Origin of the sequence: Ruminococcus bovis (assembly GCF_005601135.1) — a bacterium.
Taxonomy (GTDB): domain Bacteria; phylum Bacillota; class Clostridia; order Oscillospirales; family Acutalibacteraceae; genus Ruminococcoides; species Ruminococcoides bovis.
Window position 1 is genome coordinate 1,648,970 of sequence record NZ_CP039381.1, and the last position, 24,008, is coordinate 1,672,977.

Here is a 24,008-nt window from a genome sequence, read left to right on the forward strand (position 1 = left end):
TCATGAATAATCAATTATTCATGAAGGTGTTTTGCTTTTTACAACAATATAACATTTCATCTTGTTTTAGCTCTCTGATGAATATTGCATAATTAGAAAGACTAGCGATAGTCTTTCTTTTTTATAGATAATTATATTTATAATAATCAAATTTCAAAACAGAAAAGTGCATAGTGAAAGATTACTTAAATATTGATTGAATTATGCACAAATCCATAAAAATGTACATTGTATTATTAAGGTAACTGTGCTAACATCATGCTATAAGAAAGAATTAAAATCGAATAAATTGTATTAGAATATAAGAACTGAATTAATCGAACAAAATAAAATAGCATTTGCTAAAGGCTTTATGCAGTAAAGAAGTTAGCAAATATTATTTGTCAAATTAAATACTATAGTTCTTTATAAGAAATAAATTCTTGTAAAGAATAAAAATTTAACTCCATTTTGTTTGATAATTCAGTGAAACGAAGATACAGATTATTCGTTTTTGATTTAATATAACAAAAAGGAGTTTTTATTTATGAAAAAAACTAAAAATTTAATTGAAAAGTCAGAAAATAAAGAAGATATTGTATTAACAATTCCTGCATTGTTAGAATTGCAAAAACAGATTGAAGAAATATCTCGTAACATTAATAATCAAGTAGTAAATAACTTGTTTTTCAATATTGAAGATGTTATGAAGATGACTGGCTGGTCTAGGAAAACAGTAGAGGAGTTGTTTCGACATCCTGAATTTCCTTCTACAGATTTAGGCAAAAAACAACTTGTACTAAAAACTGCTTTCATTAATTTCTTTTCAGTAAAGAGAAAAAGTAGTGAAAGAAATACTTGGATTAATAATCAATAAGAGGTGTTTTTTATGGCAAATAAACCTAAGAGAAAAGGTAACGGCGAAGGCACAATTTTTTATGATAAAAGTCGTAAGAGATGGAGATGCCAAATAAGTTATCAAAAGTATAGTGGAGAAATAGCAAGAAAAAGTTTATCAGCATCAACTAAAACAGAACTTATTAAAAAGAGAAATCAATTATTAAAAGATATTATGGAGCAAAAAATTTGTGAAACTACAGATGCTACAATGGTTGATTTACTGAAAGAAGATGCAGAGTATGACCACAATATGAATAGAATACAAGATTCTGCTTATAACAGAAGACTGCTGACTGTTCGAATTATAGAAAAAGGAAGTCTAGCTAAAATTCCAATTACAAAGATACAAACAAATCAAATTAATGATTTTTTATTTTCGATAAAGCACTATTCTAATAGTGTAATTGATAAAGTGTATTCTTCAATGTCTAAAGCTTATAACCTTGCCATACATAAAAGATTAATGGGATATAACTTGATGGATAGTCCGTTTATTAGAAAGCCAAAGTCAGATAAACCAACTAAGAAAGTAGTAGCCTTTACTGTTGAAGAAGAAAATGATTTTCTTAATTATCTTAAAGATATGAAAATCAATAAAAATGCTATTGATTACAGACCTATGTTTTACATTGAACTTTTTGCCGGACTTAGAATGGGAGAAATTTGTGCTTTGACTGCTAAGGATATTGATTTGAGAAATAGACTTATACATGTTAGAAATACCGTTACAAGAGGTATAAATTATGCAATAAAAGTAGGGGACAGAACAAAAACTCAAAAAGGTTATCGTGATGTACCAATTCAAGATTGTTTAGTGCCTATACTAAAAGAAGTTTTGGCAAACTATAAAGAGAATGATAACGGACTACTGTTTTATAATTTTAAAAGCAATAGACCAATATCCACCTCACAAGTGAATAGTTCGTTTACCAGAATATGTAAGAAGCTAAATATAGAAATCAGTGGTGGTCAGCATCTTCTAAGACATACCTTTGCAACCAGAGTTATTGAGTCAGGAATATCAGCAGAAGTATTGAAAAACTGGATGGGACATACCGATATTTCTGTAACTATAAATACATATTGTGATGTTTTTGATAGATTAAATAACCCTGCAATGGAACAGTTTAACACCTATTGTCAGCAGAATTTAAGTATATAAAATTTAATGAAAATCTTTTGCTACTGCACCAGAACTGCACCAGAGAAATTTTTTCACAAGAAAATGCCTAGTTTTTTAAGAAATTACTAGGCACTTTTTATGCTTAAAAAGAAAAATAATCAGTTGAAATTTATAACCATTGGATGAATAAAAAATATCATAAAAATCTTTTTTTGCCACCAAAACCCCATTAATAGGCTATTTTTGAGGTGATTTTCTGTGTTTTTATCATATTTTAAAATATTTTTGCAAAAAAGTGTTGACTTTTGGGACATCATAAGATATAATAAATATCGTTGTTGAGAGACAACAAAACGCAAAATAAAATATATGCGGGTGTGGCGGAATTGGCAGACGCGCTAGATTTAGGTTCTAGTGTTCACCGACGTGCAGGTTCAAGTCCTGTCACCCGCACCAGTATGAGTGTTCATAACGGATTTAAGTTATGGACACTCATTCTTTTTATTCAATTTCATCCGATTTGTATGTAGTGAGCAGGTTTTGTGCCTGCTCACAATTTTTTATGCAGACTTTGCTGTGGGGATATACTCCACATCTACGCCCTTTCGGGTGTTTGCTTTGTAGTTTTCGTCCTCTGATGACGGTAGCTCTAAGTAGCCGACAAAGCGATAATAGATTACAATGCGCTGGGTGTAGCTTTTCTTCCCGCCTTCCTTTTCGTAAACATCAATGTGATCGATAAGCTCTCTGAGCATTGGTGCGGTTAAGGATTCCATCTCCATAAACTTTCTGACAGCTTTAAGAAAGTCATCTTTGTTTTGCTCCATTTCGCTGATTTTGGCAAGGCGTTCCTTGTACTCAAAAATCTTTGTTTTCAGTTCAAGGCGTTCAACCTCATATTTATGCGATAGCTCCATATACATCTCATCGCTTAGCTTGCCGGATACATTGTCCTCGTAGGTTTTGGCGAAAAGTGAAGTGAGCATTTCGTTTCGGGCGGTTGCCCGATTCAGCTCTGTTTCTAAGGTTTTCTGCTCCGCCAACATATCGGCGTTGGTTTTCTCGGCAAGAAGCTTTGCAAATTCTTCCTCGTGAGATTCCAAATACTTTGCTAAACGGCGAAGTTCCAGCATTACCACTTGTTCGATTGCGTCGGCACGGATATAATGGCGGGTTTCGCAATTCCCACGGGTATCCTTTTTATAGTTGGAACAGCTGAAATAATGGATTTCCTTGTTGGTGGTATTCGTATGATACCATAGCTTACTGCCGCAATCGGCACAGTATAGAAAATCGCAAAACATATTCTTCTCGCCGTTCTCCTTTTTAGGAGCACGGCGCTTTGTCTTTACGACAAGCGTTTGCACCAACTCAAAATCATCACGGTTAATAATCGGCTCGTGAACGTCCTTGAAAATCACCCAGTTTTCTTTAGGATTATCGTAGCGTTTCTTATTCTTGTATGATTTGGAATAAGTCTTGAAGTTGATAATATCGCCGCAATACTCCTGTTGGGTTAGTATTTTGGTGATAGTGGTTTTGCACCATTTGTATTTGTTAGGCTGCGTAACCTTACCGCCTTTTCGGATACCCTTTTCCTGCCAATACGCCATAGGAATCAACACCTTGCGCTCTTGCAAGATTCGAGCAATCGTTTCGTTGCTTTTGCCTTCAAGCGCCATTTTGAAGATGTCACGAACGATCTGTGCTGCTTCGGGATCGATGATCCACTTCTTAGGATTATCGAGAGATTTGATATATCCATATGGCGGCGGAGCTAACGGCTCGCCTGTGCTGCCGCGTGCGATTTCGCAAAGCGTCCTTCCGTCCCTGGTGATTCTGATTACTCCGCCGAAATCAGCTTTTTCCGTCAGGCTTTCGAGCATTCTCTGCAAGCTTTCGGACCTAGTATCCGAGCACGAGCAAAAGGAAAGGAGCATGACGGCGGAAAAAAGTATCGATAAAAATTTTTTCATGATTATTCAAGCCGGACAAAGCCGGGCTCCTTTCGGGTTGATTGCGGTCAAATGCCGCTTGCATTAATGATTATATCATACTGCGGCAAAAATTCCTACACAAAAATCAAAAAAAGAAACAGGCGGAGTGCGTTTGCTCTCCGTCTGCCCCTTTTATTATCGGATAGATCCGATGGTTTAATTAGTGGTGGATATAGTAATATGCGTCGTAGTTTGCGCCAAAGTTGTCAGCCCAGAACTCTGTGCCGTTTACCTGGTAGCAGATAGCATACTCGAACTTGCTGTAATCCATGTTAGAAGGAAGGTTGAGTGTTGTTGTCCAAGTCTCAGTGCCGTTCTCGTTTGTCTTGTCATAACCGAGAGCCTGATCGTTGTATGAGTTCCAACCGTCTGTTGTGTATCTTACATATACGTTCTTCTGATAAGCATAGTTCTGGAGAACAGCGTTGATCTGGAACTTGTTGCCGTAGAGCTGATAGCCAAGTCTCTCAGAAGTAACAGGAGCTACGCCGAGGATGTCGTTGCGTGTGTAGTCGTTGCCGTTGTTGTTGTCCCAGTACTCACGACCGTCAGCAACGAACTTGATAGCGAACTTTGTGTTCCAGCTTGAGAAGTTAGCTTTCCAAATCTTTGAACCGTCGTTAAGAGTAGTTACATACTCAGCCTTAGCGTCCTGCCAATCCATTGAATCCATGTAGTTGTAGTGAACATAAACTTCCTGGTTGCTTGCGCTGTCGTTTGTCTGGATGTAAGCCTCAAATGAAGTTCCGCCGTACTTTGAGAAAGTGGGGTTCAAGGAATAAAGGCTTACCTTGTCTGTAGCTGCGCTAACGCTTGTTGCACCGATCATGCTGAACATACCGAATGCCATTGCAAGTGTGAGAAGAATCGCTGCAAATCTTTTTGTTGTCTTAGTCTTTGTCATGATTTTTTCCTCCGTTTTGTTTTTGTTTTTCAAGTGACTTTGACTTGTATTTGTTTGTCGCTTTTCCTTGCGACACCTATATCTTACCAAATGTTAAAACAAAAATCAAGGGGGTAAAAAAATCAAGGGGGTAAAAAGCATTTCTGCCTATTGGTTATTCTGCACGGTAACAGGATGTACTTTTTGTGCATATTTACAATAGATTTAGCAAAGTGCATTAATTATGTAAATATATACTGTGTTGATTAACGATTTTTGGTGCATTTAACGAAGCTATGCTTTCTTGCGGACACCAAGCAGGAGGGTAATATGATATTGCTTGCTACAGTATAAGACACAGCCACGGAGTGCTATTTCAACCATTCTGCTGTGCCTTATACTGCTGATAATTATACTGTCTTGATATGACGGCGTTTTGCCGTCAAACTCAAATTCGTACTTGAAAAATGCCGTCATCTTGCTGTCAATCAAACAGTTTAAGGTCGTCCAGAATATCCTGTTCGGCTTCTTCCTGTTGTTCTGCGGTCAGTGCCGAAGCGTTTGCCATAGGCTGCGGGGCAAAGTTTGCTTCTGCAAAGCAAGCCCGCATTTCCTCACGAATAATATTTCGGATATCTTCCTCGTGCTGTTCACGGGTGATTGACTGCAAATCTACATAATCGGCAATTGCATCTAACACAAACTGATTGCGGGATTGGTATTTCTTCACATCCAGCGTCTGCATATATTCTGCAAGAGCACGCTCTCGGGCGTCGGTCAAATCAAAGCGCACTGTCATTTTATACACGTCCTTCATTCTTCGCCTCGGCTCTCAGATAAACGTCTGCGAGATATTCATAGCCTTTTGCGGCAGCACAGATGTCGTCAATGAACTTTACACGGTCAAGATTGCCGTGATAGAAATTCTTGATCAGGCAGCCTCCGCCACCGCAGACGTAGAGCTTCATTGTGCTTTCATCATAGCCGTGCTCACGCAGACGGCGGAAGATTTCTGCGACATATTCCTCCGCAATAGCGGTGATGATCTCCAAATCCGAATCAGGAATATCTGCCGTGCCCGTCCGCAACACCTCGTCGATGATATAGTCATTCAACTCTCTGCGTGTCTTGCGCATAAAACCTTCACGAATAGCGAGAGTGCATTGATAAGTGCCGAACTTCTCGGTGAACATCTTACCGCTTTGCGGCTTGCCGTTGACAAGATAAAGTGTGTTCATCGTACCGTTACCGATATCGGCTACCATACTCAGACCTTTGAGCGTGGATTTGATAGGCACAACCGCAGAATAACCCTGCGGATAGATTTTCACATCACAGATTCGGATATAATAATCTACATTCCGAAAAGTAAACTCTACCTCTTTGTTCTTTGACAGATATGCAGCAAAATCCGCTTTCTGTCCGCTTGTCCAAGTCAATGGCAAACCTGCGGCGATAATCACATCCGCTTCGGTCAGTCCTTCGTCTGCAAGCTCGGTTGCGATAGCGGCGAGCGTGAGGATATAGTAATCCTCGTCGTTCTGCTTTTCGGGCAGAAATTCCTTGTGACCTTCGCCGATCAGATAATACTTGCCGTTGTAGGTAAGCATATCCTTTGTAAATAGCGGTTCGCTGTCGTGGGTGGTTATACCAGTCTTGAAACAATGATTAGCGGTTTTGATGTTGCCGTAACCGTGGTCGATACCGATAATGATTTTGTTCTTGTAACTTTTCATAATAAAAATACCTCCTGAAATAGTAAAACTGCCCTGAAAAGTGGGGCAGTTATCAATTAATTAATTGTGTAATTTTGGAATAAAAATAACACCTACCGAAAACAATCAGTAGGTGCTATTCAAAGCCAATATCTGTGTTTGTTTGTTCTTGGAATATTCTTCCGATTTTATCAATGCGCTTTTTTACGGCACTATGCGTTTTATAGCCGACCTTATCTGCTATTTCCTGATAGGTAAAACCCTCAACACGAAGCTCCAATATCTGCCTGTCTTTTTCGGATAACGTTGCCATAAACCGTTCAACATCAACCTTTGCAGTTATATCGCCTTCCAAGTCGATACAGTCATCCGCTTTATCCCACTCAGCTCCGTCGTGATTATTTTTGTAATCCTCCTGAAAAGCTTCAAGTGAGACCATCGGGTGCTTGGTTTTCTTATGATAATAGCTGTTTTTAAAGTCATTCTTCTGTTGGCTATATCTATAATCGAAATCCTCAAAGCACTGATGCTCCTTGACAACGGCGAGGATCTCATTCATTCCAAAGCGTTCCATTGTTTTCGGAACAATATCCTTCAAAACAGCGTCAACATATTCGTCGCTGACAAAGCCGAAAAAAGTTGTAGGCTGAATATCGTTAACAAGGCTCTCAATCGGCGGCAGCACGCCCTCGTCCTGCATAGTCTTTATCCAGAAAGAAGGTGCGTGAGAAAACTTCCAAGCCGGATGATCTCCCGAATATATTTCACGACCTACGTTCAATCCCATATATTCCCATACAAGATAGTGAAAAGCGTCATACATCAAAAGAGCAAATTGATTGCTCTCTATCAACTCTATCTGCTTCCAATCCGTGAACAGCTCATAGGGATAGCGTGAAATCTGAAACGGAAGCGTTCCGCAATGATCAAGTAAAGACTTTGGGAAAAAGTAAAACAGCGGTATATACTCTGCATTTTTGTATCGGGTTATTTCGCCATTCTTTCGTTTGATTTTGATTGGCATTTGTATTCATCTCCTTTCCGAGGTTAGGTGCCTCTATATTATAAAGACGCTTCTACCCCTAAATTGTTCCAAAAATTGAAAAAATTTTTTAAAAAATATTTCGCACTACCCTAATTCTAACAGATAGGGTGTCCCAAAATACGGACTTTGGTACGGTCGCAGTAAAAACGTAGAAAAATCGTATAAAAGCAAAAAAGCCCCGCTGTCGGATAACAGATAATGTGTTATCTAACAGCGGGGCTATAATTTGCACATTCGTAATTTAAGCCGATTAATTCTACAATTAGCTTGATAATTAATCGCTGTGCTTTTCGGGTAAAATAAAGATACATTTACTCGGAGGTAAGACTATGAAAGGAAGAATACTAACCAAAGAAACTATAACGGGTTTTATCAACCATCTTCATTTGGAAGAAAAGAGCGCAAACACAATAGAGAAATACGCTCGTGATGTAAAGGCATTTGCGGCGTATTTGAACGGCAATGTGGTTAGCAAGGAGCTTGTCATCGAGTATAAGCAAAAGCTGATTGCCGACGGATATGCTGTGAGCAGTATCAATTCGATGCTTGCCGCCGTGAACAGCTTATTTGATTACTTGGGTTGGGTTGACTGCAAGGTGAAATCAATCAAAACTCAACGACAAATCTACTGCCCCGAAAACAAGGAGTTGAGCAAAGCGGAATACTTGCGTTTGGTTGAAGCTGCCGAGCATAATCACAACCAACGTTTGAATATGATATTGCAGACGATCGGCGGTACAGGCATCCGAATCAGCGAGTTACAATTCATAACAGTTGAAGCAGTGAAAAGCGGTACTGTTGAAGTAGCTTGCAAAGGCAAAAACCGGATAATATTCATTGTAAAAAAGCTAAAGAAAAAACTGCTCCGATACGCCGCAGAATGGCACATCAAAGCAGGAGCTATCTTTATTACGAAATCAGGCAAGCCGGTAAACCGCACAAACGTCTGGAGAGAGATGAAAGCCTTGTGCAAGCAGGCTCACGTCAATCCGGACAAGGTGTTTCCTCACAATCTGCGACATCTGTTTGCAAGAATGTTTTATAAGTTGGAAAAAGACATTGCCAAGCTCGCAGATATCCTTGGCCACAGCAGTATCAACACAACAAGAATCTATATTATCTCAACCGGTTATGAACACCTAAAGCGTATGGAAAATATGCGGTTGGTGGTCTGAGTACATAATGTCGATTATGTTGTAAAGAAAGTACAGAACAAAGATATAATCGCATCATATCAAACAAAAACAGCGCAAAAATACCAAGCCCTTGAAATCTGATTTTTCAAGAGTTTGATTTCCTGTGACAATTTTTAGCAAAATAATAAATCGTCCGCACTTTTTGAGCAAAATATGTTGATTAAATTTGATTTTAAATGTATAATAGTCAAGTACGTTACAACATAATCGACATTATGTAATAAACTAAAACATTATGATGGAACTGTTTGTTATAAAAATTCGTGGAAAGGCTTGGACAAATATAATGGAACAAAGTACACAAAACCGACCAGATCTTATATCTAAGATAATTGGATTTTTTTGCATTGCTCTTTTTGCAGTTATTATTCTTTCAAAATGTATTTATCTATTTGACTTAGTACCTAATTTAATTGCAGTAGTTGGTTCTGTTTTTATAGTTACTTTATGTGTTGTTGTAATAATAAAATATGATTACATAATTAGTAAAATTAATATATTTTTTACACGCATAAATGGCATTGGATATGGAAAATTAATTATTTTTATCGCAATTATATCATTGATTACAAAGTTTATCGCTGTAATGGCTTTTCATATTAACTCTATTGATGACCATTCTGATATTAATGTATATGTCACAACTTCAAAAGAATTAGCAGATTATGGAATGGTAAAACAATACGCAAACTATTGTAATTCGTTTTCTCATATGTTTTGGTATGCAGTCTTTTTAACGCCTGTTACTAGACTTTTTGGAATTAGCCAATTGGCATATTCAATATATCTTTCTATAACACTTACGCTTGTTTGTGCGCTTGTGTTTGATACAATGTCGTTTTTATACTCTAAAGCCATTGCTTTTTCAGTAGCTTTTTTATTTTGCATATTGCCTTCACAAATTTTGTTGCCTCAATATGTGACGCACGAAATTGCTTCTATGTTCTTTTTATTCATTGGAATCTGGCTGTATTTTAAAATATCAAAACAGGTCAAAAAACGATATTTAAAGATAATTGCTATAGTTGGCTCCTTTGTAAGTTTCTTTTTATGTAGTCAGATGAATTCAATAGGACTTATTGCAATGATTGCCTTAACTATAATTCTTATCATAGAGCTTATTAGGTGCTTATCAAAACGAACAATTATGTCTTTTGCTATAAAAATAGTCTCACTATTATTGATATTTATCATAGGTTCTGTTATATTTAACGCTTTCCAGATTAATCATTCTAAAATCACAAGAGAGAAAAATAATAAAGTATTATGGACCTTATATGTGGGAAGCAATTATGAACACAACGGAGAATGGTTTCCAGATAAGAAATGGGATGATTATCCTGAGAATTACAGCAATGATGAAATAGATGATTATCACATGGCTCTAATTTCACAACAGTATAAAGAACTTATTTCCAGTCCTCAAAAACTATTATCGTTGATAAAGCATAAGATTACTGTGATTTGGGGTAATTTTTCTTATTCCATAGGATATACAAATGAGACCATTCCAAATGAATCGATAAGCAAGTTTTATAATCAGTATTTGTTTAAACCGCTTACTTTCATTGAGTACCTAGTGTTGCTTTTACTTGCTGTTTTTGGCTTAGCTTCTTTAATTCGTAACAAATCCGCCAAGAAAGAATACCTTATCGTATTTACTCAACTTTATTTATTGGGAACAACCTCATTATTACTTTTGACTGAATGCAGGAATAAATATACTATTTCTTTGATACCAATATTTTTAATAATATGTATTGCTTCCTCATCAAATTTCGAGAAATCGTAATGAAAAGGTAGATGATTATACTACGTTTCTTATACTTATGGTAATTTCTACCGGTAGTTAATATGAGGCTTATAAAGACTGAGCTTTAAAAATCTAATTAACAACGACCAAAACACGGGCGAAGATGAAACAAATCACCTTCGCCCATAACATTTATGAATAAATTATTTCATTATTAACAATCTCCGTTACCCGATTACGAATACTATTCATCTTCCGGACCCATTGCATTTGATCCTCAGCTTTGAGCTGTTCACTTACGCCTTCCTTTTCAGCGAATTGTTTTACTAACCGAAAGAACATATCCTCTGCCAGTTCATCAATGTCAGCGAGATAGGCGGTGAGTTTGCAGCTCGTCAGCAAGTTTGTATACAGAATTGGGCGGTAATGCTCAATATACTTCAAATGCCGCCTACCCCAAATTCCGATTTCAACCTTCGGCTGTTCTGGCAATTTTAAATCGGGCAGCAAGTAATCTCCCTGCTGTGTGTATGTAATTTTTGTAGCCATAATTCAGACCTCCTTAATCTTGATTTGTTTGACTTTGGCTTTCGTGAGCTTGATTAACAGCTCGTCAATGACATCGGTATATTTGCCACGTGAGATGAGGTCATTCCTCAAATCAATCAGGCTGTTGATGACCGTGCGCCGTTCATCGGGCGTTAAGTAAATGTGGTATTTGGGATTTCTCATAGTCTTTTCCTCCTCGACTGAATATTGTATTCATATTATAGGAAGAAATTGAATAAATCACAAATGTGCGAGTGAGAAATGTGTGTAACTGCCGATAAAACCTGAATTTTTCATAAGTCCGTTATGAACACTCGCACCAAGAAAAAGAAGTACATCAGTACTTCTCTTTTTCTTTATATAACAAGCAAAGGGGGACAGGAATTGAAGGTGACGAGAACGACGTAACCGTCAAATCATCCTAAAAAACCCCTGCGAGTTTGTTCTCGCAGGGATTTCCACATATGTATCAAATTTTAACTTTGCACTCCTCTGGTGCATTCCAAGGCAGTAGAATATCAGCCGTTTCATTTTCCTTAATATTAGGGAACTTTTTGAAGATGTATGTCAGATACTTAAACGGATCCAGATTGTTCTCTTTGGCTGTTTCGATTATGCTGTACATAACAGCACTGCCAGTAGCTCCTGACTCAGTATTGGCAAACAGGAAATTCTTTCTGCCCATAACAAATGGCTTAATGCTTCTTTCGGCTCGGTTATTGTCAATTTCTAATCTGCCGTCCTCTAAATATCTTCTGAGATATTTCTCGTTATTCTTAAGATAGGTAAACGCACCACCAAGTTTGCTTTTAAATGCTATGCTTTGCTTTTCAGCCCAGCACAAAAGCGTCAAGAATTGGCTTTGATTTTTCTTGTCGCACCTTTAGTATTTCTTCATAGCTTTTATCAGCTATTTCTTTTCTATTGCATATAGCTGATTGCAGTAATCTAAAGCAATTCCAGCTGTTGAGTTTGCTCGTTCGTCCTTGCTTATCATTTCTAATGCTTCAGCAAATTTTCTTCTGCAATGCGCCCAGCAACCAACAACTGTGAAGTTATCTCCAAGTTTGTGATATCCCTGATAACCATCTGCGTGTATGTAGCCATTAAAACCTTCAAGAAAGTTCTCCGCATTTTCAATCTTTCTGTTTGGTTTGTAATCATACAGTACGATATTCTTTTCAGAGCATCCACTCGTTCTGTACAGCCACATATATGCTTTCTTTGGAGTAGGCTTCTCTTTGGTTTTCAGTACCTGCAGTGTTGTTTCATCTGCATGGATTACTTCCTCTTTTATGAGAAGCTCTCTTAACTTCTCATATATTGGTTCTAACCACAGCTGACTCGCTTTAAGTATCCAGTTAGACATTGTCTGTCTTGTTAATTCAACACCTTGCCTTTTCAGGTCTTGTTCTTGTCTATAGAGTGGTGAGTATATCACAAACTTCTGTGTCATAATGTGAGCCACTGCTTCTGGTGAAGCAAAGCTGCCTTTGATTACTGGCTTTTCCTGTGGTGTTTTACTATTGGGGTCTCAATACCGTTTTCTCACAATTCTTGCAGGCGTAGGTGTAATATACATCCTCCTGAATAATCACCTCAGCAGGTTTGATTTTTAATGTTTTCTTTACTTCCTTACCAATAACCTCAAGCTGTTCATTACAGTTAGGACATACCTTTTCTTCTTCGGGAAGAGTATGCTCTACAACAACTGTCTTGATGTTTTCTGGTAATTTGTCAAGAGTAGCTTCTTTCTTTTTTCGGGTATGAGAAGCCACCTTAACCTCTTCCTTTGCTTCTACATCTGAGTAGAGCTCTGCTTCGTTATGAAGAAGACTAAGCTGTTCGTAAATATATTCCGATTGTTCACTTTTTGAGCCATAGGTCTTTTTATTATTTATCTTAAGCTGCTCCATCAGCCACTTCACCTGTGTTTCAAGTTCTGAACAGTGCTCTTTTAATGATTTTAGTTCATTATATTCATCCAGTGAAATAGTAATTGTTTCACTGTTTTTATCCTTGATTATCATACCTATATTATACCACAAAACAAGGCAAAAGTACAGTATTTAAGCCATTTTATGAGAACTTTATTCCACTTATTTTTTGTGTTGACTTAGGCTGGATTATATTAAGTCCCTCCATTAACCAACGATATTGCTGAGGTGTTATTGTGACACATTCTTCAGATTTTCGAGGCCATTGAAACTTACCTTTTTCAAGCCTTTTATACAGAAGCAGAAATCCGTCACCTTCCCAATACAAACCTTTAATTCTATCCGTTCTTCGTCCACAGAAGAGAAACAAAGCATTTGTACAAGACTCAAGCTTAAACTGCTTTTCTATTATTGTTGCAAGTCCGTCTATTCCTCTGCGTAGATCAGTATATCCACTTGCAAGGTATATCGGGCAATTACAATTAAAATCATTAAGCATTTTTCATTGCCCTCAACACAGCTGTTATTGTAGCTTCGTCAGCACCATTATTGATTTCTACTGTGAAATCATTTCTTTTGATAGAAATCATAGGTGAGTTAGCGTTTACTTCTGGTTCTACTGACACTTCTATGAATTGAGGTCTGTTTTTTTGAGTGTAGGCTTCGTATACCTTTTTCTGTCTGCTCCAAAATGTACTTACAGGAATATTGTTATTTCTGCACCACTGCGCAACACTTAACCCACTGTTGTTGCATTTCTCTACTTGGTTTGCCCAAAGAGCCAGGTTCTGTTCTTTTCTTAATGTTCTGATACCTTTGTTCATACGAAACTCTCCAATCGTTTTTTGTTGTAGTCTATTGTAGATGTTCGTCTACAACTTATTTACTTGGATATTTTCGCATGTTTTCAAATCCGCTTCAAGACGCTGGCTTATTTGACGGTTACCTTCAAATCAATCAAATTGCCGCGAACGGCAGAAATCAATTTGAAATTCTTGAAAATGGACAGCTTCTGTTCAGTGGCACGGCTCCGTTCTATAATCCCGGGATACCGATAGGCGGAGACGTTTTCCGCAGGCTTACGCTAATGGACGCTACGAATCGCCCGATATTGTATACCGACTATAACGCGGTCGAAAACCTTGCCGCGTCAGCTGTTCCGATGAGTTGGCTGTTTAAGGGCGCAAAGCAGGTGTGCCGCTATTCCGTGCTCAACACAGAGAACCAGATCGTCGGACGCTTTTACTTTGAGCAGACCGGCATAGCGAAAACCAAGTATGTGATGGAATGGCGCGGAAGGCTGATAGCCTGTTATCTAAAGGGAGCCGGCAAGAAAGAGGTCGTCTCCTTTTATGACGGTGAAACGCAGATCGGACAGCTGACAAAGCCCAACGCTGTTGTTAATAACCTCGACTGCTATCTACTGCATTTCCTTGATAACAGCCTTGACCGCGAGATCGCCGCTTTCTTTACGATTTATTATGATTTTCTTTACCACAACCACAGCGGCGAAATTGTGAAGAAGAGCAGGCGTTCGGATGTTGAATATACCTTCGATCGGTATAACAAAATGTACAATAAAAATTTTATAGCCGAAAACTTCGGTAAGGAAGAAAACGAGCGCGTGGAGCGGTTCATCAAAGACGCGTACAAGGCACGTAAGAAGAGATAAAGCAGGAGAAATGAAAATGACTATGCTTTTGTTGATAATTGAAGCGCTCGCCGCCTGCCTGTTTGTACTATTGCCGTGCGTTATCGGCATTTCATACGGAGCGGTAAATCTCGTTTGTCTGTATGAAAAGGAAGTACAGCAGCGCGTGGTGGAGCTTGGGCTGATCACGGAAAAGAAAATCAAGCGCAACGCTATGCTGTTCAATATCTGGCTGCCGTTTTTCATCGCGTTTGTGTTGATATCGGTCTATGCGGTAAACGGCGCAAGGGGCTTCTGGGACGGCTTTTGGCAGATTCTCGTTATCATCATGACGGAAGGGCTTTTTGACCGCCTGTTCATAGACTTTTTCTGGGTGAACCGAACGAATGCGTGGACAATTAATGGTACTGAAGATTTGAAGCCGTATATATACGGCAAAACGCTTGCATTGAAATGGGTATATACCTTAGTCGGTTATCCCGTCCTCGCCGCAGGCTTTGCCGCGCTGATGGCGCTTCTCATAAAATAACATTTGCCGTCAAGGAGCGACCGCTTCTTGACGGTATTTTATTAACAAAAAATTTTTAAAAACCTCTTGACAAATATATCGGAAGGTGATATAGTTATGTCAATGTCCGATATATCGGTATACGATATAGAGAGAAGCGATATATCGGCAAACGATAAAGAGGTGATTTTGTGGCAAAGCAAGGCGCACTTACCGAGCCTGTATATTACATTCTGCTTTCACTGCTCACGCCGATGCACGGCTACGGTATTATGCAGAACGTAAAAAAGCTGACAAACGGCAGAGTGAACATCGGCGCTGGCACGCTCTACGGAGCGATCAACACACTGCTCTCAAAGGGCTTTATCGCGGAGTATAAAAGCGATCCGTCCAAAAAGGAATACATCATTACCGAAGAAGGACGGGGTGTTTTATCCGCGGAATTATCCAGATTAAAGGAGCTTGTGAAAAACGGAGAGGAAATTTTGGAGGGTCCAAATGAGTAATAAAGAAACGATGAAAAAAAACAAGCTGTTCTTTTCGCTTGATAAAGAACTGAATTACATCAACGAGATGAACAAGGCGGGTTGGAAGCTTGTGTATATCAAGGGCGGCTGTGTTTATCATTTTGAAAAAACGGAGCCTGACGAGTATTTTACCATCCTTCACGCCGCTGCAAAAGAAAAGGTAATGGAGATATCCGCCTTTGCCGCACAGTGCGGTTATCAGTCGATTCCGCATACGATGGACGGCTACGGAGATTTTCTCTATCTCACAGGAAAGAAAGCGGAGGTATCGCCTGAATTTGTCTGCGAGGGTCCCGAAAAAACAGAAAGCGCGAAAAGAATCTATCACCGTTTCCGCACGCTCAGCATTGTTTTTGTTGTGATTTCGCTTTTCCTGATGTATCAGGCAGGTTTTATGATCGGAACGAGAATGGCTGATCCCGATGCTTCGGTTGCGCTTACCGTGATCTGCGTACTGTTTACGCTGTTTGCGGCAGCGTATCTCGCTATGTGCGTGTATGTGTTGGCGCTGACCGCCAAGGCGCGCCGCAGCTTTAAGCAATTGCAGAGCGAAAGTGAAATCTATGAGTAAAGGGACGTGAAGCAATGAATTATCCGATGTACATGATTATCTTTTTCTTGATATTATTTACTATCATTTTTTACGCTTCGTCCAGTTCAAAAATAGCTGAAAGGAAAATGACTATGATTATTATTTCAAAGGATAAAACAAAATGCGCGGAGTATAACCGCATCATTGTTCAGAAAAACTTTGGCGGCGGAAAAGAGAAGAAATACGCCGTTATCGGCTCTGTCAATCACCATGACGATATACTCGATTGTTTCCCCGACAAGGAATCCGCAGTAAGGGAGCTTGAAAAGATTTTTGCCGCTTACCAAAACGGAGAAAAGACATATACTTTATAAAAGTTAACGGACGAAGATGAGCCTTTCACCTTCGTCCGTTGTCTTTCTGACAAAAATTTTAGAAATACATTTTAACTTTGCACCCAAACACCGATTACCGGTGTTATAATGAATAGAAGCGCTTCAAAAGAGAACAGAAGGGGATGAACTTCATGCGGGACAGGCTTGTGGAAAAGCTGAAAAAACACGACGAAAAAGCGTTGTCGCAAATCATCGAGCAGCAGTCGCGGTTTGTGGCTTCCGTTATTTACAACACATCAAAGGGAAGTCTTTCAAAGGAAGATATAGAAGAAGTGACCGCCGACGTATTTGTCACGCTGTGGAACAACGCGGAAAAGGTGCAGGAGGGCAAGCTGAAGGGCTATCTTTGCAGCATTGCCAAAACACGCGCATTAAATAAGATAAAGAGCTTAAAGAATACAGCCGTACTCAATATTGACGATTACGATCCCGAGGACGATTTTTCGATTGCGCTTGATGCCGAGAAAAAGGATATTCACCGCGAACTCAGAGAGGTCATAACAGAAATTCCGCTGCCCGACCGGGAGATACTGATTCGATATTATTACTACAATCAGACCGTATCTCAGATAGCGGCTGAGATGAAAATGAACCTTGAAACCGTGAAATCCAAGCTCAGGCGGACGCGTGAAAAAATCAAGAAAAAACTGATTGAAAGGAGTTACACGATATGAAAACAACATTCAAGACAGTTTTCACCGAATTGGACGACGAACTGATGAACCTCGATATTCAGGAAAACGCTCCTGTTGATATCGACATCGAAAAGATAAAAAGTGAGGTATTTATGCAGATCAACGACGAAAATAAAACAAAAAAGAAATACAGCAAGAAGTTTATTGTCATTCTCGCGGCGGCGGTCATCCTCGTCGGCAGCACAATAGGAGCGTTTGCAACGGGCACCATTCAGGCGATATTCAAGGGGTATTTCAAGGGTGCAGAGGTAAATGATTTGGGACTCTACAACGGCGGAAACGTCGAGGTGCAGTCCGACGACTATGATGTAAAGCTGCTTGGCGTGATGAGCGATGGAGAGGTCGCCTATTCCGCGATGGAGATCACCAGAAAGGACGGCAGTCCATTTGTTGAGGAAGGCTATTATATCAGCAGCTCGTTGGACACGTTTGTAAAAAACAGCTATGAGTTTTCGCTTGACGGCGGAGACCAGCTTGACGGAGGAGCGATTGCACGCGGCCGTTGCTCGCTCTCGGAGGATCGCAGGACTCTGAGTATTTATACCGACTATGTACGCGGCGGAAATATGGAACAGGCAACGAAGGATTTCAGGGTTACCTTTCACTGCACAGCCATCAACGGCTATAAGCTTGACAAGATTCTTTACACAGAGGATCTGCCGGAGGTTCTGTCGAATGATGGACTGACAGAAGAACGCGGTGGAGAGGAATATGAAACGGAAGCAAAGCTTGAAAGCCTGCGCGAGGAAAACGGACTTACCGAGGAAGAATGTATTTGGGTTCATCACGAAGGAAAGACAGTTTACGCAAAGGGCGAGGAAAAACAGTTTGAGCTGGTCTTTGACATCAGCTTTGATATCAATTCAACAGTTGATAATCAGATTGAACGCGATATCAATTCCGAAAATGCCCCGAATGTTGTTAAGGATTACACAAGCAACGCGAAAATCAAAATCTCTCCGCTGGGTATCTCTCTTACGGGCGAGTGTGATGAGAAATATGACAAGCAAATGCCGGATTGGGGCAGTCGCTGCTTTGAGATTCCCGACACAGACGGCAAATCAAAGGTAACAATGGATGACGGAACAGTTTATTATATCCTTGTAAACGAGGGCGGCGAGCGCAGGACAGACGACAGCGGCGTTTTCCATGAGAATGCACAGCTTCAATACTCCGCAACGGAGGAAATGGCATGGGACCTCGGCAGCAACCGCATCATCATCGACCTTGACAAGGTGCAAAGCGTTATCATCAACGGCGATACGATTTACCGGAAATAGTAATAATTCAAAAATACGTAAAGATGGCTTCAGATATCAAACACCCACAAAAAACACCATTATTCTTAGGGAACTAAACGCATCTTACCGCCGATTTTTGCAACTTACAGCAAAATCTATTTAAAAAATTAAAATAATAAGCTATACTATGCCCATAACAAAACCGAAAGGAAGATTGATTATGGGCATTATTTTTTTCATCTTATTCACATTGGCAGAAATCGCACTGGTCGTTTTGACCTTTACAAAATTCAGAGAAAAAGCCTCGTGGCGGAAAAACCGCGCTATCATCAGAGCCGCCGAGGTGGTTTTGCTCCTTGGTATGATCCTCATTCCGACGGTCAATATGAAATGGCGTTTTTTCGGCGCGCTGATCGTCGTGGCTGTTCGCCTGCTGATCGCGGGTATCGTTTGGCTGGTCATGAGGAAGAAATCCAACGGACTGAGAAAAAAGCCTGTAACGGTTATTAGCTGCGTGTTATCTGTGGTTCTGATCGCCTTCTCGCTCGTTCCAGCGTTCATCTTCACCAACTACAACGGTCTCCCGACCACAGGCGAGTATCAGGTGAATGAGACAAGCGCCATCCTTGTGGATGAAAGCAGAGTCGACGAATTCGAAAGCGACGGCTCGTTCAGAGAGGTTCCCGCGCACTTCTACTACCCCGAAAACGCCGAGGGCGAATATCCCCTCGTCATCTTCTCGCACGGCGCGTTCGGCTACTATCAGAGCAACTTTTCCACCTACGCGGAGCTTGTCAGCAACGGCTATATTGTTGTCGCGCTCGATCATCCGCACCACTCCTTCTTCACGAAGGATACCGACGGGAAAATGATCACCGTTGACGAGAAGTTTATCTATGAGGTCACAAGAGATGACGATGCTGTCAGCAAAGAGGAAATGATGACGGATTCCCAGGCTTGGCTGAAGGTCAGAGTCGATGATGAGAACTTTGTGCTGGATACCATTAAAGAGGCAAAGAACAGCGGCACACTCTCAACCGCATGGCATACCTCTGACGCAGATACTGTTCTCAGCGTTATCAACAGGATCGATACCGATAAAATCGGCTTGACAGGACATTCCCTCGGCGGCGCGACGGCTGTTGAACTCGGCAGAGAGAGAACGGATATCGACGCCGTGATCGATATCGACGGCACGATGATGGGTGAGATAACCGGCGTTATGGACGGAGAATACACATATAATTCCGAGTCCTATCCTGTTCCCGTGCTTGCTTTATTCACCGAAAACAATTATAATATGATAGAATCAGATGAAAGCGGATTCTATCGAGTCAATGAGAATATGATCAACAACGCGAAGGACGGCAGAATTGTGACCTTCGAAAACGCGGAGCATATGGACTTTACTGACCTTCCGCTGTTTTCTCCCTTCCTCGGCAATATGCTCGGAAGCGGAGAACGCGACAACGAGGAAATGATGAATACGCTGAACAGCGTTGTCCTCAACTGGTTCGATTATTATTTGAAAGGTAACGGCGCATTGAATATTCAGCCGCAATACTGATATGCAAACAAGGATCACAAAAATCGACCGTGATAAGCCCGAACTGCTTGAAATTCATTGTCACAAAATCAGCGACGAGGTGCGCGAGATCATAGCCTTTGTCAAGTCAAGACAGGGACAGCTGACGGGTACCGCTGACGAAAGGCAGTATGAAATTGCCGTATCTGATGTGTTTTATATTGAGTCGGTGGATAACAAAACCTTTATCTACACAAAAAACAAGGTGTACGAAACAAGACAGAAGCTGTATGAGCTGGAGGAAATACTTAAAGAAAAGCGCTTCCTCCGAGTTTCAAAATCCACCTTGCTCAATCTGATGAAGGTCAGCGCGATTAAACCCGCACTGAACAGTCGATTCACAGCCGAGCTGTTTTCGGGCGAGCAGGTTGTTATTACCCGAAAATATGTACCGGAGCTCAAAAAGGCATTGAAAGGAGATAAATGAAATGACAATTAAAGAGTTTATCATCTCACGTGTTCAGATTTTTTTCACACTGGTAACGCTGATTCTGACAGCGACGGTTATTCTCGGCGCGATATATCAGCCCGATAAGGAACTGCGCTATTATCATTTGCTCAGTCCCGTTATTCTCGCCGCGTGCTGTGTGCTGCCAACCTGTGTAACGTACTTTAAAAAAGAGCCGACTGCCGGACAGTATATTATACGCCAAATCATAGAATTAGCATTGATTGAATCGGTAGTAATGTTTCTAATATCAGCTCCCGAAGGAATAGCGAAACCGATGTTTTATCTTGTTCTCGGCGCGGTAATTGCCGTCATATATGTTCTAACTATGGTGATGATGTGGCTGCAAAAGGTTCAGCAATCAAAAAAGCTCACTGAACAGCTGAAAAACTTTCAGAATAATATGGTAAAGTAAAACCAATAAAATAAAACGCCGCCAAGCAGGTGAACTGCCCCAAATTGTGTAGACAACACAAAAACGGCGTGCTATGGCAGAATTAAAGAATTAAGCAAAATACTGACATCTCTTTTCGAGGGGTGTCAGTTTTGTTTTTGTTTGAATACGATAGTTATTATATGAGTAAACCCAAGTCTATTTCCTATTTCTCTTAACGTCAGACCTTGATTCACCATGTTAATTATTTCAGTTTCATATTCGCTTATGTGTCGATATTTTCTGCTCATAAAAACCAACCTCCTATGGTATCTTTATTCTACCATAGGAGGTGCTGTTTTTCTATTGTCTACTTTTTACGGAGCTGTTCACAGGAGATTATCCCACTTGGCGACTTTACTTGTCCCCAGAAACGCTTTGAATATAGACAAAAGTCCGTATCTATGGTATATTATATACATTGAATAATAAAGCGGTAAGAGAGCATGACTATGAATTCAAATTCAAACAATATAAACTACAACTATGACGAGCAGGCAAGGATCACGCTCGACAGGTTTATCACTCAGCTGGATTCGCAGAGCGGTAAAGCCGATCCCGACGACGCTTCGGCAGATTTGAAGTATACGCGGTCTCTGCAAAGAGAAAGGCTCAACAAAAAGGGCGCTGCTCTCATTGTTCAAGCCCGTATGAGCATTATAAGCACGATTGGGTGGTAAGAAGATTTGAGAGGGTTTAAGGAACCACTGATTAATTCACGCCTGACGGCTGGGCACGCAACTTGCTTGCATCTTTTCCGTCAGACTGCCCCAAAAATCTCGGCAAGGCGTCAGCCTTACCTCAATTTGTTAGTGCACCCTGACGAAAAATCTGACGGCGCAATTTGCGCACCCGAATGAATCAGTGCTTCCTTAACAGTCAAATCACTACTCTCGTATTTTGGAGGATTCATTATGTATCTTAAAAACGGTCTTATTTCATTTTTAAAAGTGAAGAATGTCATTTTACTGATTCTCGGCATATTTTTTACGGCGGCTTCTGCCTCTAATATGATTGAGCTGATCGTATATTACTTCGGTGACTGGTTCACGATTATTCACGCAAACAGCACTCTCGGTTCGGTATTTCTCTTTATCATCGGCGTATTGATGATCGTATGCTCAAGGGGCTCGCGCAGGTTGATCAACGACGCCTGCTTTTTCTCAAGTTATTTTGAGGGAGATTTGAACGGATATGTAGATTTTGCGGAGCTTGCCGAAGTGACGGGCAGAACGACGTCACAAATCAAAAGCCGTATCGCGCTGCTGCACCTGTTGTATATGAAAAATTTCAGGGTCATCAAAACCGTCAATTATCAATATCCTGAAATCATCGAGCTGTACAGCAAGACTGTCACCTGTTCCTGCCGCAGCTGCGGCGGGTGGATGGAAAAGCGCGTTTACTTTGAGGGCAGATGCCCGTATTGCGGCAGCTCCGATCTGACTGCGCAGGTCGTGTCAGGACAGCGGGTTTACTTTATCAACGACAATGCAGGCAGAAAGCCAAATAATCCCGATTATTATAAAGCTTCCTCGTTGAACGCAAAGCGAATCGCGTATGCTGTCGGATTTGGTATCGCTCTGTTTTTCGTTTTCATCTTTTTCATCGTGTTTATGACCTTTGTTTCCAATTATAATAACGAGGAATATCTGAGGGAAACCTTGCTTTCGGGCCGCAGTTACTCTTCGTTTGAACTGATTAGGGCAAGCATGATGAATGTGATCATCTTTTCCGCGTTCGGTCTTGTAGCCGTCGGTTCAGCGCTTGTGTTCACATTTGTGCGAATGTTATCCATCGAAAACGCACAGCGCTACGCGCGCCGTTTCGCTCAGTTTCCCGCACCTTTTATTTCACTGCCGGAGCTGGCACAGATAAGCAGGGCGAATTCTCCGCTGAGACAGTCAAGCAGCATTACTCCCGACCGGCTATATCAAACAATCGTAAAATCGATCAAAGAGGGTTATCTGCGCGGATGTTCCCCCGAAAAGCACGGCGGGGTGCTGAGAATCGCGCTCTCTAAGCAAATCGTCAAGGATCGCTGTCCCGGCTGTGGTGCGCCGATCGTGGGTGCAGTCACCGAAAACTACGCCTGCCGCTACTGCGGAAGGATCATCACAGGAGTCATCCGCAAGCAATAACGATTCGGTTATAACACAATCCCCAACATAAAACAGAAAGTCTGTTTTTAACAGATAGTATCACGATTGCCAGAGCAGATGATATCTATATAATTGTCGTAGTTGTAAATCGGAGTAAACGAAGTTCAAACACAGAGGTTATAGAAGCTGTTTGCGCGATGAACAAAAGCCGCCGAGTAGGGAATAATCCCACTTGGCGGCTGTGCTTATCAGATGAAAATTAACTCCGTATTTACAATCTCCATTGCACGGCTACGGATATTGTTAATTCTCGCAACCCACAGCATTTGATTGTTAGCTTTAAGCTGTTCCGTCACTCCTTCACGCTCCGCAATCTGCTTGACAAGCCTATCGAACATCTCTGTGGCTTCTTCATCAATATCGACGAGATAGGCGGTCAATTTACAGGTTGTCAGCAGATTGGTGTATCTGATTGGATGATGCTGCTTAATATACTGCAAATGGCGTTTGCCCCAAATTCCAATTTCAACCTTCGGTTGTTCGGGAAGTTTCAAATCGGGCAGTAAATAATCGCCCTGCTGTGTGTATGTAATCTTTGTAGCCATAACTCAGACCTCCTTAATCTTGATTTTTTTGACTTTGGCTTTTGTGAGCTTAATCAACAGCTCGTCAATGATGTCGGTGTATCTGCCCTGTGAAATGAGGTCATTTCTCAAATCAATCAGGCTGTTGATGACCGTGCGCCGCTCATCGGATGTTAGGTATAGATGGTATTTTGGATTTTTCATTGTCGATTCCTCCTTGATTTGAATTTTAC

29 protein-coding genes, 1 tRNA gene and 1 pseudogene are annotated in these 24,008 nt (G+C 40.6%); 17 read left to right on the top strand and 14 right to left on the bottom strand.

The features are described 5' to 3' along the window. Nucleotides 1-526: 526 nt before the first annotated feature. The 3 genes from E5Z56_RS07655 to E5Z56_RS07665 all read left to right on the top strand — a co-directional run bounded on the left by E5Z56_RS07655 (nt 527) and on the right by E5Z56_RS07665 (nt 2,458). Nucleotides 527-856, top strand: a complete 330-nt coding sequence (locus tag E5Z56_RS07655) for a helix-turn-helix domain-containing protein (protein ID WP_138157284.1) — start codon at nt 527-529, stop codon at nt 854-856. 12 nt (nt 857-868) lie between these two features. Then, nucleotides 869-2,041 carry a tyrosine-type recombinase/integrase gene (locus E5Z56_RS07660; RefSeq protein WP_138157285.1) on the top strand — a complete coding sequence of 391 codons (1,173 nt, stop codon included), beginning with the start codon at nt 869-871 and terminating at the stop codon, nt 2,039-2,041. Nucleotides 2,042-2,373: 332 nt separating this feature from the next. Beyond that, a tRNA-Leu gene (locus tag E5Z56_RS07665) sits at nt 2,374-2,458 on the top strand. A gap of 104 nt (nt 2,459-2,562) precedes the next feature. Here E5Z56_RS07665 and E5Z56_RS07670 read toward each other — a convergent pair. From E5Z56_RS07670 to E5Z56_RS07690, 5 genes are all read right to left on the bottom strand, one after another. Then, complete coding sequence (locus E5Z56_RS07670) at nt 2,563-3,888, bottom strand: recombinase family protein (protein ID WP_175405422.1); 1,326 nt, start codon at nt 3,886-3,888, stop codon at nt 2,563-2,565. Between the two features lie 271 nt (nt 3,889-4,159). Beyond that, a complete protein-coding gene (locus E5Z56_RS07675) occupies nt 4,160-4,903 on the bottom strand; it encodes a carbohydrate-binding protein (RefSeq protein WP_138157287.1) in 744 nt (247 codons plus the stop codon). 463 nt (nt 4,904-5,366) lie between these two features. After that, nucleotides 5,367-5,681 (bottom strand): hypothetical protein, encoded by a 315-nt coding sequence (locus E5Z56_RS07680; protein ID WP_138157288.1) that lies wholly within the window; start codon nt 5,679-5,681, stop codon nt 5,367-5,369. Nucleotide 5,682: 1 nt separating this feature from the next. Next, nucleotides 5,683-6,618 carry a ParM/StbA family protein gene (locus tag E5Z56_RS07685; protein ID WP_138157289.1) on the bottom strand — a complete coding sequence of 312 codons (936 nt, stop codon included), beginning with the start codon at nt 6,616-6,618 and terminating at the stop codon, nt 5,683-5,685. Nucleotides 6,619-6,733: 115 nt separating this feature from the next. Then, nucleotides 6,734-7,621: an RNA polymerase sigma factor gene (locus E5Z56_RS07690; protein ID WP_138157290.1), complete on the bottom strand. Its 888-nt coding sequence runs from the start codon at nt 7,619-7,621 to the stop codon at nt 6,734-6,736. Nucleotides 7,622-7,971: 350 nt separating this feature from the next. Here E5Z56_RS07690 and E5Z56_RS07695 point away from each other — a divergent pair, with 350 nt between their 5' ends. Both E5Z56_RS07695 and E5Z56_RS07700 read left to right on the top strand, forming a co-directional pair. Then, nucleotides 7,972-8,817 carry a tyrosine-type recombinase/integrase gene (locus E5Z56_RS07695; protein WP_138157291.1) on the top strand — a complete coding sequence of 282 codons (846 nt, stop codon included), beginning with the start codon at nt 7,972-7,974 and terminating at the stop codon, nt 8,815-8,817. A 307-nt stretch (nt 8,818-9,124) separates the two neighbouring features. Further along, nucleotides 9,125-10,630: a hypothetical protein gene (locus tag E5Z56_RS07700; protein WP_138157292.1), complete on the top strand. Its 1,506-nt coding sequence runs from the start codon at nt 9,125-9,127 to the stop codon at nt 10,628-10,630. A 153-nt stretch (nt 10,631-10,783) separates the two neighbouring features. Here E5Z56_RS07700 and E5Z56_RS07705 read toward each other — a convergent pair whose 3' ends face one another. The 7 genes and pseudogenes from E5Z56_RS07705 to tnpA form a co-directional block, all read right to left on the bottom strand. Continuing rightward, nucleotides 10,784-11,140, bottom strand: a complete 357-nt coding sequence (locus E5Z56_RS07705; protein ID WP_138157293.1) for a TnpV protein — start codon at nt 11,138-11,140, stop codon at nt 10,784-10,786. Nucleotides 11,141-11,143: 3 nt separating this feature from the next. Continuing rightward, nucleotides 11,144-11,323 (bottom strand): hypothetical protein, encoded by a 180-nt coding sequence (locus E5Z56_RS07710; protein WP_138157294.1) that lies wholly within the window; start codon nt 11,321-11,323, stop codon nt 11,144-11,146. Between the two features lie 286 nt (nt 11,324-11,609). Next, nucleotides 11,610-11,825, bottom strand: coding sequence for a transposase domain-containing protein (locus E5Z56_RS12210; protein ID WP_408638879.1), 216 nt, complete (start codon nt 11,823-11,825; stop codon nt 11,610-11,612). Between the two features lie 12 nt (nt 11,826-11,837). After that, nucleotides 11,838-12,596, bottom strand: a pseudogene (tnpC, locus tag E5Z56_RS11915) (IS66 family transposase); the annotation flags it as partial. Nucleotides 12,597-12,663: 67 nt separating this feature from the next. Then, nucleotides 12,664-13,170 (bottom strand): IS66 family transposase zinc-finger binding domain-containing protein, encoded by a 507-nt coding sequence (locus E5Z56_RS07725; RefSeq protein WP_138157296.1) that lies wholly within the window; start codon nt 13,168-13,170, stop codon nt 12,664-12,666. A gap of 49 nt (nt 13,171-13,219) precedes the next feature. Then, nucleotides 13,220-13,576, bottom strand: coding sequence for an IS66 family insertion sequence element accessory protein TnpB (gene tnpB, locus E5Z56_RS07730; RefSeq protein WP_138156313.1), 357 nt, complete (start codon nt 13,574-13,576; stop codon nt 13,220-13,222). Beyond that, nucleotides 13,569-13,901, bottom strand: a complete 333-nt coding sequence (tnpA, locus tag E5Z56_RS07735) for an IS66 family insertion sequence element accessory protein TnpA (RefSeq protein ID WP_138156885.1) — start codon at nt 13,899-13,901, stop codon at nt 13,569-13,571. Before tnpA ends, tnpB begins: the two co-directional genes overlap by 8 nt. Before the next feature lie 77 nt (nt 13,902-13,978). Here tnpA and E5Z56_RS07740 point away from each other — a divergent pair, with 77 nt between their 5' ends. The 12 genes from E5Z56_RS07740 (at nt 13,979) to E5Z56_RS07795 (ending at nt 23,230) form a co-directional block, all read left to right on the top strand. Continuing rightward, nucleotides 13,979-14,749 (top strand): hypothetical protein, encoded by a 771-nt coding sequence (locus E5Z56_RS07740; RefSeq protein WP_138157297.1) that lies wholly within the window; start codon nt 13,979-13,981, stop codon nt 14,747-14,749. A 16-nt stretch (nt 14,750-14,765) separates the two neighbouring features. Beyond that, nucleotides 14,766-15,257, top strand: a complete 492-nt coding sequence (locus tag E5Z56_RS07745) for a hypothetical protein (RefSeq protein WP_232842416.1) — start codon at nt 14,766-14,768, stop codon at nt 15,255-15,257. Between the two features lie 170 nt (nt 15,258-15,427). Further along, nucleotides 15,428-15,742 (top strand): PadR family transcriptional regulator, encoded by a 315-nt coding sequence (locus E5Z56_RS07750; protein WP_207668578.1) that lies wholly within the window; start codon nt 15,428-15,430, stop codon nt 15,740-15,742. Continuing rightward, nucleotides 15,735-16,334, top strand: a complete 600-nt coding sequence (locus E5Z56_RS07755) for a DUF2812 domain-containing protein (protein WP_138157298.1) — start codon at nt 15,735-15,737, stop codon at nt 16,332-16,334. Before E5Z56_RS07750 ends, E5Z56_RS07755 begins: the two co-directional genes overlap by 8 nt. Before the next feature lie 113 nt (nt 16,335-16,447). Next, a complete protein-coding gene (locus E5Z56_RS07760; RefSeq protein WP_138157299.1) occupies nt 16,448-16,669 on the top strand; it encodes a hypothetical protein in 222 nt (73 codons plus the stop codon). Between the two features lie 143 nt (nt 16,670-16,812). Beyond that, complete coding sequence (locus tag E5Z56_RS07765) at nt 16,813-17,364, top strand: RNA polymerase sigma factor (RefSeq protein WP_138157300.1); 552 nt, start codon at nt 16,813-16,815, stop codon at nt 17,362-17,364. After that, nucleotides 17,361-18,665, top strand: a complete 1,305-nt coding sequence (locus E5Z56_RS07770) for a hypothetical protein (RefSeq protein WP_138157301.1) — start codon at nt 17,361-17,363, stop codon at nt 18,663-18,665. Before E5Z56_RS07765 ends, E5Z56_RS07770 begins: the two co-directional genes overlap by 4 nt. A gap of 181 nt (nt 18,666-18,846) precedes the next feature. Further along, on the top strand, nt 18,847-20,193 hold the full coding sequence (locus tag E5Z56_RS07775; protein WP_175405424.1) for an alpha/beta hydrolase family protein: 1,347 nt from the start codon (nt 18,847-18,849) through the stop codon (nt 20,191-20,193). A 1-nt stretch (nt 20,194) separates the two neighbouring features. Beyond that, a complete protein-coding gene (locus tag E5Z56_RS07780) occupies nt 20,195-20,638 on the top strand; it encodes a LytTR family DNA-binding domain-containing protein (RefSeq protein WP_138157303.1) in 444 nt (147 codons plus the stop codon). A 1-nt stretch (nt 20,639) separates the two neighbouring features. Beyond that, nucleotides 20,640-21,074 carry a hypothetical protein gene (locus tag E5Z56_RS07785; protein ID WP_138157304.1) on the top strand — a complete coding sequence of 145 codons (435 nt, stop codon included), beginning with the start codon at nt 20,640-20,642 and terminating at the stop codon, nt 21,072-21,074. Between the two features lie 470 nt (nt 21,075-21,544). Next, the gene (locus tag E5Z56_RS07790) at nt 21,545-21,772 is read left to right on the top strand and encodes a hypothetical protein (protein ID WP_138157305.1); all 228 of its coding nucleotides are present in this window, start codon (nt 21,545-21,547) and stop codon (nt 21,770-21,772) included. 234 nt (nt 21,773-22,006) lie between these two features. Beyond that, nucleotides 22,007-23,230, top strand: coding sequence for a PhlB family protein (locus tag E5Z56_RS07795; RefSeq protein WP_138157306.1), 1,224 nt, complete (start codon nt 22,007-22,009; stop codon nt 23,228-23,230). 209 nt (nt 23,231-23,439) lie between these two features. Here E5Z56_RS07795 and E5Z56_RS07800 read toward each other — a convergent pair whose 3' ends face one another. Together E5Z56_RS07800 and E5Z56_RS07805 are read right to left on the bottom strand one after the other, a co-directional pair. After that, nucleotides 23,440-23,796, bottom strand: a complete 357-nt coding sequence (locus E5Z56_RS07800; protein ID WP_138157307.1) for a TnpV protein — start codon at nt 23,794-23,796, stop codon at nt 23,440-23,442. 3 nt (nt 23,797-23,799) lie between these two features. Next, a complete protein-coding gene (locus E5Z56_RS07805) occupies nt 23,800-23,979 on the bottom strand; it encodes a hypothetical protein (RefSeq protein WP_138157308.1) in 180 nt (59 codons plus the stop codon). Between the last annotated feature and the right edge of the window lie 29 nt (nt 23,980-24,008).

Coding starts and splice junctions, on each gene's coding strand:
- E5Z56_RS07805 (WP_138157308.1), bottom strand. CDS start 23,979: ATGAAAAATCCAAAATACCATCTATACCTAACATCCGATGAGCGGCGC.
- E5Z56_RS07770 (WP_138157301.1), top strand. CDS start 17,361: ATGAAAACAACATTCAAGACAGTTTTCACCGAATTGGACGACGAACTG.
- E5Z56_RS07700 (WP_138157292.1), top strand. CDS start 9,125: ATGGAACAAAGTACACAAAACCGACCAGATCTTATATCTAAGATAATT.
- tnpB (WP_138156313.1), bottom strand. CDS start 13,576: ATGCTTAATGATTTTAATTGTAATTGCCCGATATACCTTGCAAGTGGA.
- E5Z56_RS07765 (WP_138157300.1), top strand. CDS start 16,813: ATGAACTTCATGCGGGACAGGCTTGTGGAAAAGCTGAAAAAACACGAC.
- E5Z56_RS07685 (WP_138157289.1), bottom strand. CDS start 6,618: ATGAAAAGTTACAAGAACAAAATCATTATCGGTATCGACCACGGTTAC.
- E5Z56_RS07655 (WP_138157284.1), top strand. CDS start 527: ATGAAAAAAACTAAAAATTTAATTGAAAAGTCAGAAAATAAAGAAGAT.
- E5Z56_RS07785 (WP_138157304.1), top strand. CDS start 20,640: ATGACAATTAAAGAGTTTATCATCTCACGTGTTCAGATTTTTTTCACA.
- tnpA (WP_138156885.1), bottom strand. CDS start 13,901: ATGAACAAAGGTATCAGAACATTAAGAAAAGAACAGAACCTGGCTCTT.
- E5Z56_RS07775 (WP_175405424.1), top strand. CDS start 18,847: ATGGGCATTATTTTTTTCATCTTATTCACATTGGCAGAAATCGCACTG.
- E5Z56_RS07705 (WP_138157293.1), bottom strand. CDS start 11,140: ATGGCTACAAAAATTACATACACACAGCAGGGAGATTACTTGCTGCCC.
- E5Z56_RS07755 (WP_138157298.1), top strand. CDS start 15,735: ATGAGTAATAAAGAAACGATGAAAAAAAACAAGCTGTTCTTTTCGCTT.
- E5Z56_RS07790 (WP_138157305.1), top strand. CDS start 21,545: ATGAATTCAAATTCAAACAATATAAACTACAACTATGACGAGCAGGCA.
- E5Z56_RS07675 (WP_138157287.1), bottom strand. CDS start 4,903: ATGACAAAGACTAAGACAACAAAAAGATTTGCAGCGATTCTTCTCACA.
- E5Z56_RS07670 (WP_175405422.1), bottom strand. CDS start 3,888: ATGCTCGAAAGCCTGACGGAAAAAGCTGATTTCGGCGGAGTAATCAGA.
- E5Z56_RS07745 (WP_232842416.1), top strand. CDS start 14,766: ATGACTATGCTTTTGTTGATAATTGAAGCGCTCGCCGCCTGCCTGTTT.
- E5Z56_RS12210 (WP_408638879.1), bottom strand. CDS start 11,825: ATGGGCAGAAAGAATTTCCTGTTTGCCAATACTGAGTCAGGAGCTACT.
- E5Z56_RS07660 (WP_138157285.1), top strand. CDS start 869: ATGGCAAATAAACCTAAGAGAAAAGGTAACGGCGAAGGCACAATTTTT.
- E5Z56_RS07690 (WP_138157290.1), bottom strand. CDS start 7,621: ATGCCAATCAAAATCAAACGAAAGAATGGCGAAATAACCCGATACAAA.
- E5Z56_RS07780 (WP_138157303.1), top strand. CDS start 20,195: ATGCAAACAAGGATCACAAAAATCGACCGTGATAAGCCCGAACTGCTT.
- E5Z56_RS07725 (WP_138157296.1), bottom strand. CDS start 13,170: ATGATAATCAAGGATAAAAACAGTGAAACAATTACTATTTCACTGGAT.
- E5Z56_RS07800 (WP_138157307.1), bottom strand. CDS start 23,796: ATGGCTACAAAGATTACATACACACAGCAGGGCGATTATTTACTGCCC.
- E5Z56_RS07710 (WP_138157294.1), bottom strand. CDS start 11,323: ATGAGAAATCCCAAATACCACATTTACTTAACGCCCGATGAACGGCGC.
- E5Z56_RS07680 (WP_138157288.1), bottom strand. CDS start 5,681: ATGACAGTGCGCTTTGATTTGACCGACGCCCGAGAGCGTGCTCTTGCA.
- E5Z56_RS07695 (WP_138157291.1), top strand. CDS start 7,972: ATGAAAGGAAGAATACTAACCAAAGAAACTATAACGGGTTTTATCAAC.
- E5Z56_RS07795 (WP_138157306.1), top strand. CDS start 22,007: ATGTATCTTAAAAACGGTCTTATTTCATTTTTAAAAGTGAAGAATGTC.
- E5Z56_RS07740 (WP_138157297.1), top strand. CDS start 13,979: ATGTTTTCAAATCCGCTTCAAGACGCTGGCTTATTTGACGGTTACCTT.
- E5Z56_RS07760 (WP_138157299.1), top strand. CDS start 16,448: ATGATTATTATTTCAAAGGATAAAACAAAATGCGCGGAGTATAACCGC.